The 14375-nt window shown below is 69.9% G+C and carries 19 protein-coding genes and 2 tRNA genes; 9 read left to right on the forward strand and 12 right to left on the reverse strand.

What is annotated here, in order from left to right:
• Positions 1-9: 9 nt before the first annotated feature.
• Together H9622_RS13045 and H9622_RS13050 are read left to right on the forward strand one after the other, a co-directional pair.
• A complete protein-coding gene (locus H9622_RS13045; protein WP_191766842.1) occupies positions 10-330 on the forward strand; it encodes a hypothetical protein in 321 nt (106 codons plus the stop codon).
• Positions 305-898, forward strand: coding sequence for a nucleoside/nucleotide kinase family protein (locus H9622_RS13050; RefSeq protein WP_318247116.1), 594 nt, complete (start codon positions 305-307; stop codon positions 896-898). The genes H9622_RS13045 and H9622_RS13050 overlap by 26 nt, the downstream gene beginning before the upstream one ends.
• Here the strand turns inward: H9622_RS13050 and H9622_RS13055 are convergent, their stop codons facing one another.
• The 6 genes from H9622_RS13055 to H9622_RS13080 all read right to left on the reverse strand — a co-directional run bounded on the left by H9622_RS13055 (position 899) and on the right by H9622_RS13080 (position 2927).
• Positions 899-1387, reverse strand: coding sequence for a DUF2017 family protein (locus H9622_RS13055; RefSeq protein ID WP_318247117.1), 489 nt, complete (start codon positions 1385-1387; stop codon positions 899-901).
• Positions 1384-1692 carry an ATP-dependent Clp protease adapter ClpS gene (gene clpS / locus H9622_RS13060; RefSeq protein ID WP_318247118.1) on the reverse strand — a complete coding sequence of 103 codons (309 nt, stop codon included), beginning with the start codon at positions 1690-1692 and terminating at the stop codon, positions 1384-1386. The genes H9622_RS13055 and clpS overlap by 4 nt, the downstream gene beginning before the upstream one ends.
• A complete protein-coding gene (locus tag H9622_RS13065) occupies positions 1683-2024 on the reverse strand; it encodes a metallopeptidase family protein (RefSeq protein ID WP_191766845.1) in 342 nt (113 codons plus the stop codon). The genes clpS and H9622_RS13065 overlap by 10 nt, the downstream gene beginning before the upstream one ends.
• Positions 2025-2049: 25 nt before the next feature.
• Positions 2050-2125: transfer RNA gene (locus tag H9622_RS13070), tRNA-His, on the reverse strand.
• A gap of 37 nt (positions 2126-2162) precedes the next feature.
• Positions 2163-2789, reverse strand: coding sequence for an oligoribonuclease (orn, locus tag H9622_RS13075; RefSeq protein WP_191766846.1), 627 nt, complete (start codon positions 2787-2789; stop codon positions 2163-2165).
• Positions 2790-2854: 65 nt separating this feature from the next.
• Positions 2855-2927: transfer RNA gene (locus H9622_RS13080), tRNA-Arg, on the reverse strand.
• A gap of 105 nt (positions 2928-3032) precedes the next feature.
• On the opposite strand from H9622_RS13080, the gene H9622_RS13085 reads away from it, so the two are divergent.
• A complete protein-coding gene (locus H9622_RS13085) occupies positions 3033-3245 on the forward strand; it encodes a methyltransferase (protein ID WP_191766847.1) in 213 nt (70 codons plus the stop codon).
• Between the two features lie 51 nt (positions 3246-3296).
• Here the strand turns inward: H9622_RS13085 and yczE are convergent, their stop codons facing one another.
• Positions 3297-3935: a membrane protein YczE gene (yczE, locus tag H9622_RS13090; protein ID WP_191766848.1), complete on the reverse strand. Its 639-nt coding sequence runs from the start codon at positions 3933-3935 to the stop codon at positions 3297-3299.
• A gap of 62 nt (positions 3936-3997) precedes the next feature.
• On the opposite strand from yczE, the gene yczR reads away from it, so the two are divergent.
• Positions 3998-5422 (forward strand): MocR-like transcription factor YczR, encoded by a 1425-nt coding sequence (gene yczR, locus H9622_RS13095; RefSeq protein WP_191766849.1) that lies wholly within the window; start codon positions 3998-4000, stop codon positions 5420-5422.
• 61 nt (positions 5423-5483) lie between these two features.
• Here yczR and H9622_RS13100 read toward each other — a convergent pair whose 3' ends face one another.
• A complete protein-coding gene (locus H9622_RS13100; protein ID WP_191766850.1) occupies positions 5484-5744 on the reverse strand; it encodes a hypothetical protein in 261 nt (86 codons plus the stop codon).
• A gap of 228 nt (positions 5745-5972) precedes the next feature.
• Here H9622_RS13100 and ssb point away from each other — a divergent pair, with 228 nt between their 5' ends.
• The 4 genes from ssb (at position 5973) to H9622_RS13120 (ending at position 9365) form a co-directional block, all read left to right on the forward strand.
• Positions 5973-6494: a single-stranded DNA-binding protein gene (gene ssb / locus H9622_RS13105; RefSeq protein WP_191766851.1), complete on the forward strand. Its 522-nt coding sequence runs from the start codon at positions 5973-5975 to the stop codon at positions 6492-6494.
• A 41-nt stretch (positions 6495-6535) separates the two neighbouring features.
• On the forward strand, positions 6536-7069 hold the full coding sequence (locus tag H9622_RS13110) for a DUF6993 domain-containing protein (RefSeq protein WP_318247119.1): 534 nt from the start codon (positions 6536-6538) through the stop codon (positions 7067-7069).
• A 108-nt stretch (positions 7070-7177) separates the two neighbouring features.
• On the forward strand, positions 7178-8857 hold the full coding sequence (gene ettA, locus H9622_RS13115) for an energy-dependent translational throttle protein EttA (RefSeq protein WP_191766852.1): 1680 nt from the start codon (positions 7178-7180) through the stop codon (positions 8855-8857).
• Positions 8850-9365: an acyl-CoA thioesterase gene (locus tag H9622_RS13120; RefSeq protein ID WP_318247120.1), complete on the forward strand. Its 516-nt coding sequence runs from the start codon at positions 8850-8852 to the stop codon at positions 9363-9365. Before ettA ends, H9622_RS13120 begins: the two co-directional genes overlap by 8 nt.
• 36 nt (positions 9366-9401) lie before the next feature.
• Here H9622_RS13120 and H9622_RS13125 read toward each other — a convergent pair whose 3' ends face one another.
• Positions 9402-10250 (reverse strand): acyl-CoA thioesterase, encoded by an 849-nt coding sequence (locus H9622_RS13125; protein WP_191766946.1) that lies wholly within the window; start codon positions 10248-10250, stop codon positions 9402-9404.
• A 102-nt stretch (positions 10251-10352) separates the two neighbouring features.
• Here H9622_RS13125 and H9622_RS13130 point away from each other — a divergent pair, with 102 nt between their 5' ends.
• Complete coding sequence (locus tag H9622_RS13130; RefSeq protein WP_191766854.1) at positions 10353-11030, forward strand: hypothetical protein; 678 nt, start codon at positions 10353-10355, stop codon at positions 11028-11030.
• A gap of 5 nt (positions 11031-11035) precedes the next feature.
• Here the strand turns inward: H9622_RS13130 and H9622_RS13135 are convergent, their stop codons facing one another.
• The 3 genes from H9622_RS13135 to H9622_RS13145 are packed head-to-tail and all read right to left on the reverse strand — an operon-like array spanning position 11036 to position 14354.
• Positions 11036-12706: an FAD-binding dehydrogenase gene (locus H9622_RS13135; protein ID WP_191766855.1), complete on the reverse strand. Its 1671-nt coding sequence runs from the start codon at positions 12704-12706 to the stop codon at positions 11036-11038.
• Between the two features lie 41 nt (positions 12707-12747).
• Complete coding sequence (locus H9622_RS13140; protein ID WP_191766856.1) at positions 12748-13266, reverse strand: globin; 519 nt, start codon at positions 13264-13266, stop codon at positions 12748-12750.
• Positions 13263-14354 (reverse strand): mechanosensitive ion channel family protein, encoded by a 1092-nt coding sequence (locus H9622_RS13145; RefSeq protein ID WP_191766857.1) that lies wholly within the window; start codon positions 14352-14354, stop codon positions 13263-13265. The genes H9622_RS13140 and H9622_RS13145 overlap by 4 nt, the downstream gene beginning before the upstream one ends.
• Positions 14355-14375 lie beyond the last annotated feature (21 nt).

Below are 14375 nucleotides of genomic sequence, written 5' to 3' on the forward strand. Positions count from 1 at the left end.
CGTGGGGTCATGCCCAACATCGCACTCGAGCTCGGCAAGCAATCCGCGAACTTCGGCGTCAAGAGCGCCTACGGCGAGCAGCAGGATGTCGACGGCATCCGCGTCATCCCGGTCGCGCTGACGTGGTCGGGTTTCGGCGGCGGCTCCGACGAGTCCGGCAACGGCGGTGGGGGCGGCGGTGGCTGGGCAGTCCCGGTCGGCGCGTACATCCGCCGGGGCGACGACCTGCGATTCGAGCCGAACATCGTCTCGCTCCTCGCTGTCGCCATCCCGTTCGTGTTCTTCGCCGGGCGCGCCCTCAGCCGTGTCATCCGCGCCCTCAAGAAGTAGCTCCGACTCGGTCTCCCGCGCCCTCGAGGCTGCGACGGCGGCGATCGTCGACGCCGTCACGGCGCTGTCGGCGACGAACCCGGTCGTACTCATCGACGGATGCAGCGGAGCCGGCAAGACCTCGCTCGCCAGGTCCCTGGTCGCGCGCTGGCCGCTCACCGGCCGGGTGCAGCTGGTCGCGCTCGACTCGGTATACCCCGGCTGGGACGGGCTCGATGATGGCGTCGACCTGGCGCGCGAGCAGATCCTGGTCCCGCACGCGCGCGGCCTCATCGGCGTGTGGCAGAGATGGGATTGGGATGCCGGGGCCCCTGCGGAGGCCCACGCCGTGGACCCCTCCCTGCCGCTCGTCGTCGAAGGGGCGGGCATCCTCACCCCGGTGACGGCGCGGTTGAGTGACGTGCGCGTCTGGGTGGATTCGCCGGCGTCGTCGCGCAAGGCGCGCGCGCTCCAGCGCGACGGCGACGCGTATCGCCCGCACTGGGAGCGCTGGGCGCGTCAGGAAGACCGCCACATCACGCGCGACCAGCCGAGCCGGCTGGCGACGCATGTGTTCGCCGTGCCCTGATCAGTCCCCCTCGACCGCCGACACGAGCCCGTCGAGCCGGTAGCCCAGCCAGTCATAGATGCCGAACCGCGGATCCTCGGGGGAGTGGTGATCCTCCTCCGTGATTCCGAGCCGGGTGGCCAGCACCAGCCGGATCGCGGCGAGCGTGCGCAGCCACGCGCCGGTCGCCTCGGGCGCGAGTTCGACGGGAACCGTCTCGAGCAGAGCCGGGTCGTCGGGGTCGTCGGGGATCTGCGCCGCGTCGGCCAGCGAGGCGAGGACGATCTGAGCGTCGTCACGGCGCCGGTCGAGGAGATCGGCCTCGGTCAGCCGTCGGAACTCGTCGGCCGCGCCCGGTTCGTCGTAGGCGTCGGGCGCGAGCCGCGCGATGGCGGGATCGCCGTCGTCGGTCGCGGCGCCGTCCACGAGCTCGGCGAACTGGGTGACGAGGCCGGCGAGGTGCGCCGCCTCGAGTCGGGTGAGCTCGAGGATCACCAGGCGACGGGTCACTCCGGGGCCTTTCGAACGGTGGCCCACAGGCCGTAGTCGTGCATCGCGCGGGTGTGGAGCTCCATCTGCTCCCGTGCGCCCTCCGCTACGACGGCATGGCCGTTGGTGTGCACCGCCAGCATGAGCGAGTGCGCCTGCGACTTGGGGTAGCCGAAGTACTCGCGGAACACGTGGGTGACATAGCTCATGAGGTTCACGGGGTCGTCCCAGACGACGGTCTGCCACGGCCGGTCGGCGGCGAGGTGTTCACCGACGTCGACCCGCTCGTCGAGGTCGGGTGTCGAGAGCGGCGTCATCACGCCCACCCCAGTTCATGCAGGCGATCGTCGTCGATGCCATAGAAGTGCGCGATCTCGTGCACGAGGGTCGTGTGGAGCTCGTCGCGCAGTTCGTCGAGGTCGTCGCAGACGGCCAGATGCGCCTCGCGGTACACGATGATCCGATCGGGGAGCTCGCCGACGCCGTAGCGATCCCGCTCGGTCAGCGCCCAGCCGTCGTAGAGTCCGAGCAGGTCGAGAGTGCCGTCCTCGGCGCGGTCTTCCACGACGAACACGACGTTGTCGAGCCCCTCGACCATGTCGTCGGGGAGGAGATCGAGCTCGTCGACGACGAGCTGCTCGAAGGTCGCGGCATCCATCTCCATCATGATGCCTCGATGTGCGTGGGGTGAGTAACGGGACTCGAACCCGCGACATCCGGCACCACAAGCCAGCGCTCTACCAACTGAGCTATACCCACCATGTCTCCCGCCTGCGCGGGCAACCAGACGATTCTCTCACACCTCTGGGGCGAACAGCGACACGGCGGCGGCAGCCGCGGCGCGTGCCCCGTCGCTGGTCGGTCCGGGCTCGGGTACGAAGACCGCCTGGCGGTAGTACGCGAGTTCGCGGATGGACTCGAGGATGTCGGCGAGGGCACGGTGGCCGCCGTCTTTCGCGGGCGCGTGGATGTAGGCACGCGGGTACCAGCGGCGGGCGAGCTCTTTGATGCTGGACACGTCTACGTTGCGGTAGTGCAGCCAGTGGTCGATGCGCGGCATGTACTTCGCCAGGAACATGCGGTCGGTGCCGATGGTGTTGCCGGCGAGCGGCGCCTTGCCCTCGAGCGGGACGAACCGCTGGATGTACTCGAGCGCCTGGAACTCGGCGTCGGCGACGCTCAGGCCGCTGGGGATCTCGTCGAGCAGCCCGGACTTCTCGTGCATCTTTGTGACGAACTCGCTCATGTTGGCGAGCGCGGAGGCGTCGGGCTTGATCACCACCTGGAAGCCGGCGTCGAGCGGTCGCAGCTCGAAGTCGGTCACGACGACCGCGATCTCGACGAGCTCGTCGACCGCGAGGTCGAGTCCTGTCATCTCGCAGTCGATCCAGACAAGTCGATCGTTCTCGGATGCCCCCACCATGCGCTCCATCCTATTGACGGCCCCAGACGCCGATGCACGGGCCTCGGCGCCGACGCCCGTGCTCGCCCCTCCGGGAGGATTCGAACCCCCGACCTGGCGGGTAGAAACCGCTCGCTCTGTCCCCTGAGCTACGGAGGGAAGGGTGCCACCAGGCTATCGGTTCGCGGGATCGCGTGCCTGATGCTGGCATCCGTGCGTGTCCGGGCGTAGCGTCGGCATCGGACGCATCGAAAGGAGTTCACCATGAGCACCACAGAGACGCACCACCCGCTGTGGGTGGCCTACGGCCCGTCAGGTGTCGTCGGCAGCATCCGCAAGGACGACGAAGGCTACACGGTCACGATGGCGGGCGCCGACTCCGTCGCGGGCACCTACCCCTCGATGGAGATCGCCAAGAGCGCTCTGCACTCGCGCATGACGCCGGGCAGCGATTGGCCCGAGTTCCGGGAGCACTGACCGTCACGGCACGCTGAGGACGGTGGGAGTGGATGCCGCTCCCACCGCCTGTCAGTTGTTCGAGGGAGAGCCGACCGGCGTCGCCGGGTCTGGCGCTCGCTCTGCGGACGGAGTCGTCCGGCGCGTGTCGAGCAGCGGCAGGGCGATGTGCACGAGCGGCCCGATCAGGAACGCGAACAGCACGGTGCCGATGCCCACGGTGCCGCCGAGCAGCCAGCCGATACCGAGGACGGTGAGTTCGACGAGCGCGCGGCACGTCCAGATCGGCCACCCGAGCCTCTTGTGCATCCCCGTCATGAGTCCGTCGCGGGGCCCTGGCCCGAAGTGCGCGCCGATGTAGAGACCCGACGCGATCGCGACGGTGACGATGCCGCCGAGCAGCACGGCGAACTGGGCGACGACGCCCGAGATCGGCGGGAACACCCACAGTGCGACCTGCATGCTTGTTCCCACGAGCAGGATGTTCGCGATCGTGCCGACGCCGGGCTTCTGGCGGAGGGGGATCCAGAGCAGGAGCACGAAGAAGCCGAGAATGTTGGCGATCCACCCGATGCCGATGCCGGTGTGGATCGACAGGCCCTCGGCGAGAACGGTCCAGGGGTCGACCCCGAGCCCGGCCTCGACGGTCATCGCGCAGCCGACCCCGTACAGCACGAGACCGACGAAGAGCTGGATCACACGACGACTCATAGCTCCATCCAATCGCAGGATTGGCATGTACGTAACAGTCCAATATGCGTAATCTGGCTCTCATGGACTCGAGGATCTCCGCTCGTGCGCTCGGCGTGGCCCTCGGTGGCTGGCGCACGCGTGAACCCGCCTACGAGGCGCTGGCCGACGGCATCCGCCTTCTCTGCCTCGACAACCGGCTGGCGCCGCGAACGGCTCTACCGGCCGAGCGAGAGCTCGCGGGCGCTCTGCACCTGAGCCGGAGCACCGTCGCCGCGGCATACCGGAGCCTCCGCGAGACCGGCCACATCGCGAGCCTCCGAGGCTCGGGAAGCGTGACGCTTCCGCTGCAGCGCCGCGATCCGGGGAGGGCCTCGGCCGCGGACGGCGCCATCGACCTCCAGCAGGCGAGCCCGCCCGCCTGGCCTGGCCTGGCGGGGATCATGGCGGACGTCGCAGGCGGGGCAGCCTCGCTGGTGTCGCGGGTCGGGTACGACGTGCTCGGGAGCGTGGAGCTTCGGGAGGCGATCGCCGCGCACTACGAGCGACGCGGTGTGCCGACCTCGCCGAGCGAGGTGCTCGTCACCACCGGCGCGCAGAGCGCGATCCACCTCGTCGCCTCGGTGCTGCTCGGGCGCGGCGATCGCGTCGTGGTCGAGACTCCGACCTACCCGCACGCCGTCGATGCCCTGCGACGAGCGGGTGCGCGCCTCGTCGGCGTGCCTGTGACGACCGATGCCGGGTGGGACCTCGACCGGGCGGAACAGGCCTTCGCGCGCACGCTGCCCGTGATGGCGTATCTCATGCCCGACTTCCAGAACCCCACGGGGCGATCGATGTCGGCTGGCGAGCGCGACGCGTTCCTGCTCGCGGGGGAGCGGGCGGGCTCCGTGCTCGTGCTCGACGAGACGACGGCCGACCTCGACATCGATCGCGGGCCGGCCGATGCCGGCTTCACCGGAGGAGATCCCTCGAGCGTGGTGCGGATCGGGTCGCTGGGGAAGACGGTATGGGGAGGCCTGCGCGTCGGGTGGATCCGCGCCGAGGGCGATCTCGTCCGCCGCTTCGTGGCGGCGCGCCCCGCGCACGACCTCGGAACGCCGGAGTTCGAGCAGGCGGTCGCCGCCGCCCTGTTATCGGACTTCGCCGGAATCACCGCACAGCGGTCGTCGCTGCTGCGCGCGGGTCGCGATGCGCTCGTCGCCGCGCTGGGGTCGGAGCTGCCGGAGTGGCGTGTGCCGACGGCGCACGGCGGGGTCTCGCTGTGGATCGAACTGGACGCCGCTCTGAGCTCGGCTCTCGTGATGGACGTGCGATCGCGGGGAGTCCTGCTCTCGGCGGGCCCGCGCTTCTCGGTGGAGGGCGGGCACGACAGGCACCTGCGCCTGCCGTTCACGGCGCCGCCCGACGAGCTCGTGCGCGCTGTGACGGCGCTGGCCGAATCGTGGCGACGCGTGAAGGCCGGTGCCCCTGTGTCGATCGTGGAACAGCTCGAGTCGGTCGTCTGACGGGCAGCCCCCGTGCGGCCGCGACGCCGCGGCCGTGGCGCTCTTGCGGCCCGGGCGCCCGTCACCGGGCGAAGCGGATGCAGTCGATCGCGTCGTCGGCCGACCAGAACTCGCCGAGTTCGAGGAAGGCGCGCGTCGCCGCCTGGAAACGCCGTGCGCGATACCGGATGCCCGATCCCTCGGTGAGTGCCTGGAGATGGCCGATCACACGGCCGCCGCGGTCGATGACCCGCCACAGCGACGGTGCTGCAGGCGCCAGGCGTACGGGAACCCCCGGCGCGGGGGTGGGTGCGGCGATCTGGCGCTCTTCGGAAAGTCTCATCGAACTCCTCTCCCCTCGAACATATGTGCGACCTCCGACATCGCTCTCGTCGAGCACGTGCCACCGCTCCTCCACAGAACCCCTGATGCGAAGCTGATCCCCAGAACGGAGGCTGGCGTGCGCGTCCTCGTGTCCCGCCCCCCAGCCTGGTGACACCGCCGGCGCCTGGCGGGCACTCAGGCGCCGGCGGGCACCGGAGACCGTCTCCGGATCGAGAGGAGACCGCCCATGAACGACAGCATCACCATCACCGGCAACATCGCGACCGAGCCGCAGCACAAGCGAACCGCGGCGGGCGTGCCGATCACGACCTTCCGGGTGGCGAGCGGCCAGCGACGCTACGACCGCGCCAGCGACGCATGGGTCGATTCGGAGACGAACTTCTATTCGGTGTCCGCCTTCCGGGGACTCGCCGAGCACGCGTTCCAGTCGTTGCGCAGGGGCGAGCGGGTGATCCTCAACGGCAGGCTGCGCGTACGCAACTGGGACAACGGCACGAAGAGCGGCACCGACGTCGAGATCGAGGCCGACGCAATCGGTCACGACCTGATGTGGGGTACGACGACCTTCGTGAAGGCCGCCCGTGCCGCCTCGGCTCCGTCCGGCGACGCCGCTGCTGCCGACACGTGGGTGGCGCCCGGCACCCCTGCGGGCGACGCGACCGATGCACCGGCGACCGACCCGACGTGGGGCACCCCCGGCGCGGAGGTCGGGCCACGGGAGCCCGCTGACATGGAGACGCCCTTCTGACTCTCAGCGGAACTCGCGATGCCGGGCCCTAGACTCTGTCCGTGGCCCGACATCGCGAGCGTTCCGTCCGCCGCGCGCGGACGCAGATGGGCCCCCGTATGGCCGATCTCGCGCTCGTCGTCGCCGCTGCCTGCGTACTGACGGCGTGCACGGCAGCCGCGCCGACCGCGCCGACCGACCGGGTGCAGACCGGCGCTGCCACGCCCACCGCAACCTCGACGGCTGGCCCGCCGTCATCGACGCCGGTGCTTCTCCCCGACGCCTCGGCCGCCGAGAACCTGGCGTTCTTCTCATCGATCGTCGATCGCGTGTGGGCGACGGAGGATCGAGCCGCAGGTCGCGCCTATATCGACGCGCTCGTCGAGGGTGGCTTCGACAAGGCGGCGATGGAGGTCACCCACGACACCTCCACGGTGGGCAACCCGGCCGAGAGCATCCAGTTCGCCGTCCGGTGGCAGGACGAGTGCCTCGTCGGGCAGGTCGGCCCGGCGACGGGCGACCCCTACACGGTGGTCGTCCCCGTCCTCGCCGAGGGGACCTGCCTCGTGGGCGACACGCGTCCGATCGACTGGTGAGCGCACCTGCGCCCGGCGCGTGCCGCACGGCGGCGGGCCTCGGCGGCGGCGTACGGCCGGTAGGCTGGGACGCTGACGTCGTCAGGCTTAGGAGAACGTTCACAAGACATGGCTGAATACATCTACTCGATGGTCCGCGCCCGCAAGGCGGTCGGAGACAAGCTCATCCTCGATGACGTCACGATGGCGTTCCTCCCCGGGGCCAAGATCGGCATGGTCGGTCCGAACGGCGCCGGAAAGTCGACGATCCTCAAGATCATGGCCGGCCTCGACACGCCCTCGAACGGCGAGGCGAAGCTGAGCCCCGGCTTCAGCGTCGGCATCCTCATGCAGGAGCCCGAGCTCGACGAATCCAAGACCGTGCTAGAGAACATCCAGGACGGCATCGCGATCAAGGCGAAGCTCGACCGCTTCAACGAGATCTCGGCGCTCATGGCCGACCCCGACGCCGACTTCGACGCCCTCCTCGCCGAGATGGGCGTGCTTCAGGAGGAGATCGACGCCGCCGACGCGTGGGACCTCGACTCGCAGCTCGAGCAGGCCATGGACGCACTGCGCACCCCGCCCGGCGATGCGCAGATCGCCCCGCTCTCCGGCGGTGAGAAGCGTCGCGTGGCGCTCACGAAGCTGCTTCTTCAGAAGCCCGATCTCCTGCTCCTCGACGAGCCCACCAACCACCTCGATGCCGAGAGCGTGCTGTGGCTCGAGCAGCACCTCCAGAAGTACCCCGGCGCCGTGATCGCGATCACGCACGACCGGTACTTCCTCGACAACGTCGCTGAATGGATCGCTGAAGTCGACCGCGGCCGGCTGATCGGCTACGAGGGCAACTACTCGACCTACCTCGAGAAGAAGGGCGAGCGCCTCGCCATCCAGGGCAAGAAGGACGCGAAGCTCGCCAAGCGTCTGGCCGAAGAGCTGGAGTGGGTCCGGTCCAACGCGAAGGGCCGGCAGGCCAAGTCGAAGGCCCGTCTCGCGCGCTACGAGGAGATGGCGGCGGAGGCCGACCGCACGCGGAAGCTCGACTTCGAGGAGATCACGATCCCGCCGGGCCCGCGCCTGGGCAGCATCGTCATCGAGGCCAAGAAGCTGCAGAAGGGCTTCGACGGCCGATCCCTCATCGACGGTCTGAGCTTCAGCCTGCCGCCGAACGGCATCGTCGGCGTGATCGGCCCCAACGGTGTCGGCAAGACGACCCTGTTCAAGACCATCGTGGGGCTCGAGCCGCTCGACGGCGGTGACCTGAAGATCGGCGAGACGGTCAAGATCAGCTACGTCGACCAGTCGCGCGCCAGCATCGACCCGAACAAGACGCTGTGGGAGGTCGTCTCCGATGGCCTCGACATCATCACGGTGGGCAAGACCGAGATCCCTTCGCGGGCGTACGTGTCGAAGTTCGGATTCAAGGGACCCGACCAGCAGAAGAAGGCCGGCGTCCTGTCCGGTGGTGAGCGCAACCGCCTGAACCTGGCGCTGACGCTCAAGGAGGGCGGCAACCTGCTGCTCCTCGACGAGCCGACCAACGACCTCGACGTCGAGACGCTCCAGTCGCTCGAGAACGCGCTCCTCGAGTTCCCCGGCTGCGCCGTGGTGATCACGCACGACCGGTGGTTCCTCGACCGCATCGCCACGCACATCCTGGCGTACGAGGGCACCGACGAGGACCCCGACAAGTGGTACTGGTTCGAGGGCAACTTCGAGGCATACGAGGAGAACAAGATCGAACGCCTCGGACCCGATGCCGCCAAGCCGCACCGCTCGGCGTACCGCAAGCTCACCCGTGACTGACGATCCGTCGGCAGGCGCCGCCGAGGGGCGGCGCCTCCACATCCCCATCCACCTGCGGTGGGGAGATCTCGACGCGTTCAATCACGTCAACAACACCTCGATGCTCAAGCTGCTCGAGGAGGCGCGCGTGCGCGCCTTCTGGGTCCCCGAGCCGGGGGAGGACGCCCCCGACACCGCCGTGCTCGATTCGAGCATCTTCAGCGGAGTGCTCACGCTGATCGCCCGTCAGGAGATCGAGTACCTCGCGCCCGTGCCGTACCAGCGGCACCCGCTCGACGTGCAGATGTGGTTCGCGAAGCTCGGCGGGTCGAGCATCGAGGTCTGCTATGAGGTGCGCAGCCCCACCGAGATGGCCGTGGACGGCGCCCAGACGGTGTACGCCCGCGCGACGACGGTCGTCGTCAAGGTCGACGCCGAGAGCGGACGCCCGCTGCGGCTGTCCGCAGAAGAACGGGCGGCCTGGATGCCGTACCTCGGTCAGCCGGTCGCCTACGCCCACCGCCGCTGAGCCGGCGGCAACGGGATTGCGCCCGGGACGGCGCGCTCAGCCCGCCTCGGGCACGCGCACCATGATCTCCTGCGCGACGCTCGCCAGCAGCGATCCGTCGTGCGAGTACACGCGGCCGGTGGCCAGTCCGCGCCCGCCGCGCGCGGACGGGGACTCCTGGACGTACAGCATCCACTCGTCCACTCGACCGAAGCGGTGGTACCACATCGCGTGGTCCAGGCTGGCGACCTTGAGGCCCCGGGTCGCCCACGCGATGCCGTGCGCGCGCAGGATCGACTCCTGGATCGTCAGATCGCTCAGGTAGGCCAGAGCTGCGCGGTGGATCGCCGGTGAGTCGGGGATCGGCCGGCGCACCTTCATCCACACGGCCTGGCTGGGCGTGCGTTCACCCTCGACGGTGAGGTAGATCGGCGACGGCACGTGACGCAGGTCCACCGGACGGTCGGTGAACAGGCGCTTCGACATCGGATGCAGTCCGTGCAGGTGCGACTCGATGTCGGGAAGCTCGTCGGGCGCCGGGACGCCTTCGGGCATCGGCGCCTGGTGGTTGATCCCGGGATCCTCGTCCTGGAAGGACCCGATCATCGAGAAGATCGGCACACCCTCCTGGTACGCCTGGGTACGCCGGGTCGAGAACGACCGTCCGTCGTGGATGCGGTCCACGGCGAAGGTGATGCCCTTCGCCGAATCACCGGGACGGAGGAAGTAGCCGTGCATCGAGTGGACGTGGCGGTCGGCGGGCGTGGTGCGGGCCGCGGCCACCAAGGACTGCGCCAGCACCTGGCCGCCGTAGACGCGGCCCAGCGGCATCGACTGCGAGACGCCCGTGAAGATGTCCTCCTCCGTGCGCGCATCCGATCCCGCGAGGTCCAGCACGGACAGCATCGATGCCACGGGATCGGGGTCGGGCTCCCACTCGGCCTGTTCCACGCGACTCCCTTCCAGACGCGCACGGCGCCCGTCGTTCCGCTTGGTAGCTTAGGGGCGATGCCTCCTCGCCTGATCCTCGCCGACGCCGAGTCGGCGGCCGACGTCCTCACTTTCGCCGGCCGATCGGACCGTTTCACCGATGAGGCCGTGCGGCTTCAGGCGGCGGACGGGGTGCTGGTGATGACCGCGGCCCCGCTGGCTCCGCGCGGAATAGGCGACGCGACCCCGACGGTGCTCGCGATGAGAACGGTCGCAGCCGACCCCGAGCTCGTGTGCGACCTGGCAGTCGAGGCATCCGCTCTGCGTGCTCTCCCCGGCGAGCCGTCGGCTGTCGAGCTGCCGGAGACGGCGCTCTCGCCGGCGTGGGCCGGCATCACTCCGCCGCGCGGCGGCTGGACGGAGCGCGACGGCATCGATGCGTCGGTGCTCGCCGCGAAGGCGCAGGGCGGCATCGCCCGGGTCGCCGGGGCGGTTCCGACCGACGCCGGCGAAGACGTCGTGCGCGCGATCCGCGCGACGGTGTGGGGCGAGCCCGATGACGAACTGGGCGGACTGCCCCTCGGCGTCGCCTACGCGGCGCTCAGCATGGGTTTCATCAGCGGTGCCGAGACCGCGCGCGTACGCGTCAACGGGCCGTGGACCCGCCTGAGCCTGGAGCGCGGCCACGTCGTGGTCCGCGGTCCCGCGGTCATGGGGCTCACGCCGGTGCGGCGCACCGGAGCCCGGGACAGCTGATCGGCTCAGACCCCGGCTGCGGCCGCCCGTCCGGCCACGCGGCCGGAGAAGAGGCATCCGCCCACGAACGTGCCCTCCAGAGCGCGGTAGCCGTGGACGCCGCCGCCGCCGAAGCCGCTGGCCTCGCCCGCCGCGAAGAGGCCGGGGATCGGCTCGCCGCCCGCGCCGAGCGCGCGCCCGGACAAGTCGGTCTCGATGCCGCCGAGCGACTTGCGGGTGAGCACATGCAGCTTCACGGCGATCAGCGGCCCCGACGCGGGGTCGAGGATACGGTGCGGGTTCGCGGTGCGGATCAGCTTGTCGCCGCGGTACGCCCGCGCCGAGCGGAGCATGGCGATCTGCGCGTCCTTGGTGAAGTCGTTGTCGATCTCGCGATCGCGCGCCTCGATCTCGAAGCGGACACGGTCTCCGTCGAGCACCTCGCCGCCGGGGAGCGCCTTCATGCCGGCGATCAGATCGTCGAGGTCGTCGCGCACGACGAAGTCGGCGCCCTTGTCCATGAAGGCCTGCACCGGCCCTGCGGCGCCCTTGCCGAGACGCGACTTCGCGAGCAGCCTGACGTCCTTGCCGGTGAGGTCGGGGTTCTGCTCGCTGCCCGAGAGGGTGAACTCCTTCTCGATGATCTTCTGCGACAGCACGAACCAGGAGTGGTCGTGGCCTGTCGCACGCAGGTGCGCGAGCGTGCCGAGGGTGTCGAAGCCGGGGAAGAGCGGCACCGGCAGACGCTGGCCGGTCGCGTCGAGCCACACCGAGGACGGGCCAGGGAGGATGCGGATGCCGTGATCCGGCCACACCGGATCCCAGTTCTGGATGCCCTCGACGTAGTGCCACATGCGGTCGCCGTTGATCAGGTTCGCTCCGGCCGCAGAGGACACTTCCTGCATCGAGCCGTCGACGTACGCGGGGACGCCGGTGACCATCGTCCGCGGCGGAGTGCCGAGACGCTCCGGCCACCACCTTCGCACGAGCTCGTGGTTGCCGCCGATGCCGCCCGACGAGACGATCGTGGCACCGGCGGTCACGGCGAACGAGCCGACCACCTCGCGCGACGAGGCGTACCCGCGCGCGGCACCGGACGGCGCGAGCACGTCACCCTCGGCCCCCGTCACCACGCCTCCCGCGACGGTGAGGGACGTGACCTTGTGGCGAGGCAGGATCGTGATCCGCCCCTGCGTCTCTGCGGCCTCGACGGCGGACTGGAAGGGTGCGACGATGCCCGGGCCCGTGCCCCACGTGATGTGGAACCGCGGGACGGAGTTGCCGGGACCGGTGGCGGTGTAGCCGCCGCGCTCAGCCCACCCGACGACGGGGAAGAACCGCACGCCCTTCTCGCGTAGCCAGCTGCGCTTCTCCTCGTGCGCGAACTGAAGGTACGCCTCGGCCCAGCGCTTCGGCCAGGCGTCCTCCTCGCGGTCGAAGCCGGCGTTGCCGAACCAGTCCTGGCGGGCCAGTTCGAGGGAGTCCTTGATGCCCATGCGCCGCTGTTCGGGTGAGTCGATGAAGAACAGTCCGCCGAACGACCACCACGCCTGACCGCCGAGGTTCGAGCGGGGCTCCTGATCGACGATCACGACCCGCTTGCCGGCGGCGACGGCCTCGCTCGCGGCCACGAGGCCGGCCAGGCCCCAGCCGATCACGAGGACGTCCGCGGAGTGGGTGGCGGGCGCAGCGGGCATGTCGACTCCTTCGTCGGGTGCGAGGTGGTGCGGGATTCGGGTCAGGGGGTCCCGCCGCCGCGCGCGGGTGGCTCGGCGGTGAGGGGTATGGCCGAGCGCGGGGCGCCCGCGTCGGGGGAGTCGGGACGGGATGCCGCGTCCCGCCCGTTCGCGGCAGGTCCGATGCCGGTCGGCTCGAACGTGTTCACCATCGCATGGGCGGCGCGCTGCAAGTAGTCCCACAGCGTCGCCTCGTGCAGCGGCGAGAGCTTCAGCTCGTCCACCGCCGTGCGCATGTGCGCGAGCCAGCGGTCGCGGGCGTCGGGGTTGACGTGGAACGGCACGTGGCGCATGCGCAGGCGCGGGTGGCCGCGCTGCTCGCTGTAGGTCGTCGGCCCACCCCAGTACTGCTCGAGGAACATCGTCAGGCGCACCTTGGCCGGGCCGAGGTCCTCCTCGGGGTACATCGGGTGCAGCACATCGTCACCGGCGACACCCTGGTAGAACACGTCGACGAGTTTCACGAAGGCGTCGTGGCCGCCGATCTCGTCGTAGAAGCTCAGGGGCGCGGCATCCGTCATGGGGTGCCCTTCGTGTCGTCGTCGGGCGTCTCCGGCGGAGGCGTCTTGGGTGTGCGCTTCGGCTTCCACACGGGGCGCGAGGCGGCGGGCGGGGGAGTGACCGCGGTCGGCTTGGTCTTCGGGGGGTTGGCACCGCGCACGCGCAGGGCGCCCTCGATGCCGGAAGGCATGATCGTGTTGAGCGCCGGCAGGGTGATGCCCGCCTCGTCGAGCGCCTTCTTGAGGCGCACGCGGAGCTCGCGCGCGACGTCGTCCTTGGCGTTGGCGCGGGTCTTCATGACCAGGCGGATCACGAGCGCGTCGCCCGAGATCGACTCGAGTCCCCACACCTCGGGCTGCTCGAGGATGCGGGTGCGCCACTTCGCGTCCTTCGCGAGGCCCTTGGCGGTGCTGAGCATGAGGTGCTCGACCTCGTCGATGTCGGCGTCCACCGGGATCGACAGGTCGACGATGACGCGCGACCACCCCTGCGACAGGTTGCCGATGCGCGTGATCTCGCCGTTGCGCACGTACCAGAGCGTGCCGTTGACGTCTCGCACGTGGGTGACACGGACGCTGACGTACTCGACGATGCCCGAGGCGAGCCCGAGGTCGACGACGTCGCCGATGCCCACCTGGTCCTCCGCGACGATGAAGATGCCGTTGAGCACGTCCTTCACGATGTTCTGCGCGCCGAACCCGAGGCCGGCGCCGACGGCCGCCGTGAGCAGCGTGAGCGAGCCGAGGGCGTTCGGCGCGAGGACGTTCACGATCAGCAGCAGCGCGATGATGACGACCGTCACATTCACGATGTTCTGCAGGATCGAGCCGAGCGTGCGGGTGCGCTGCACGAGTCGCACCGACGCGAGCGGAGAGCGCTCCAGCGCCTGCGTGTCGTCGACGTTTGCCTTCGACTTCGCCCCGTTGACGATGCGGTTGACGACGCGGCGGATGACGAAGCGCAGAATCCACACGACGATGACGGCGCCGATGAGGATGCCGACGACGCTGAGCGCGGCCCAGCCGGCGCTCACGAGGAAGTCCAGGAACTGGGTCCACACCGTCGGCTCCGCGGGCACTTCCGGCTCAATGACATCGAGGTGGATCATCGAGACGATCCTAACGACCGT

The organism is Microbacterium gallinarum (assembly GCF_014837165.1).
In the GTDB taxonomy this organism is placed as follows: Bacteria; Actinomycetota; Actinomycetes; order Actinomycetales; family Microbacteriaceae; genus Microbacterium; species Microbacterium gallinarum.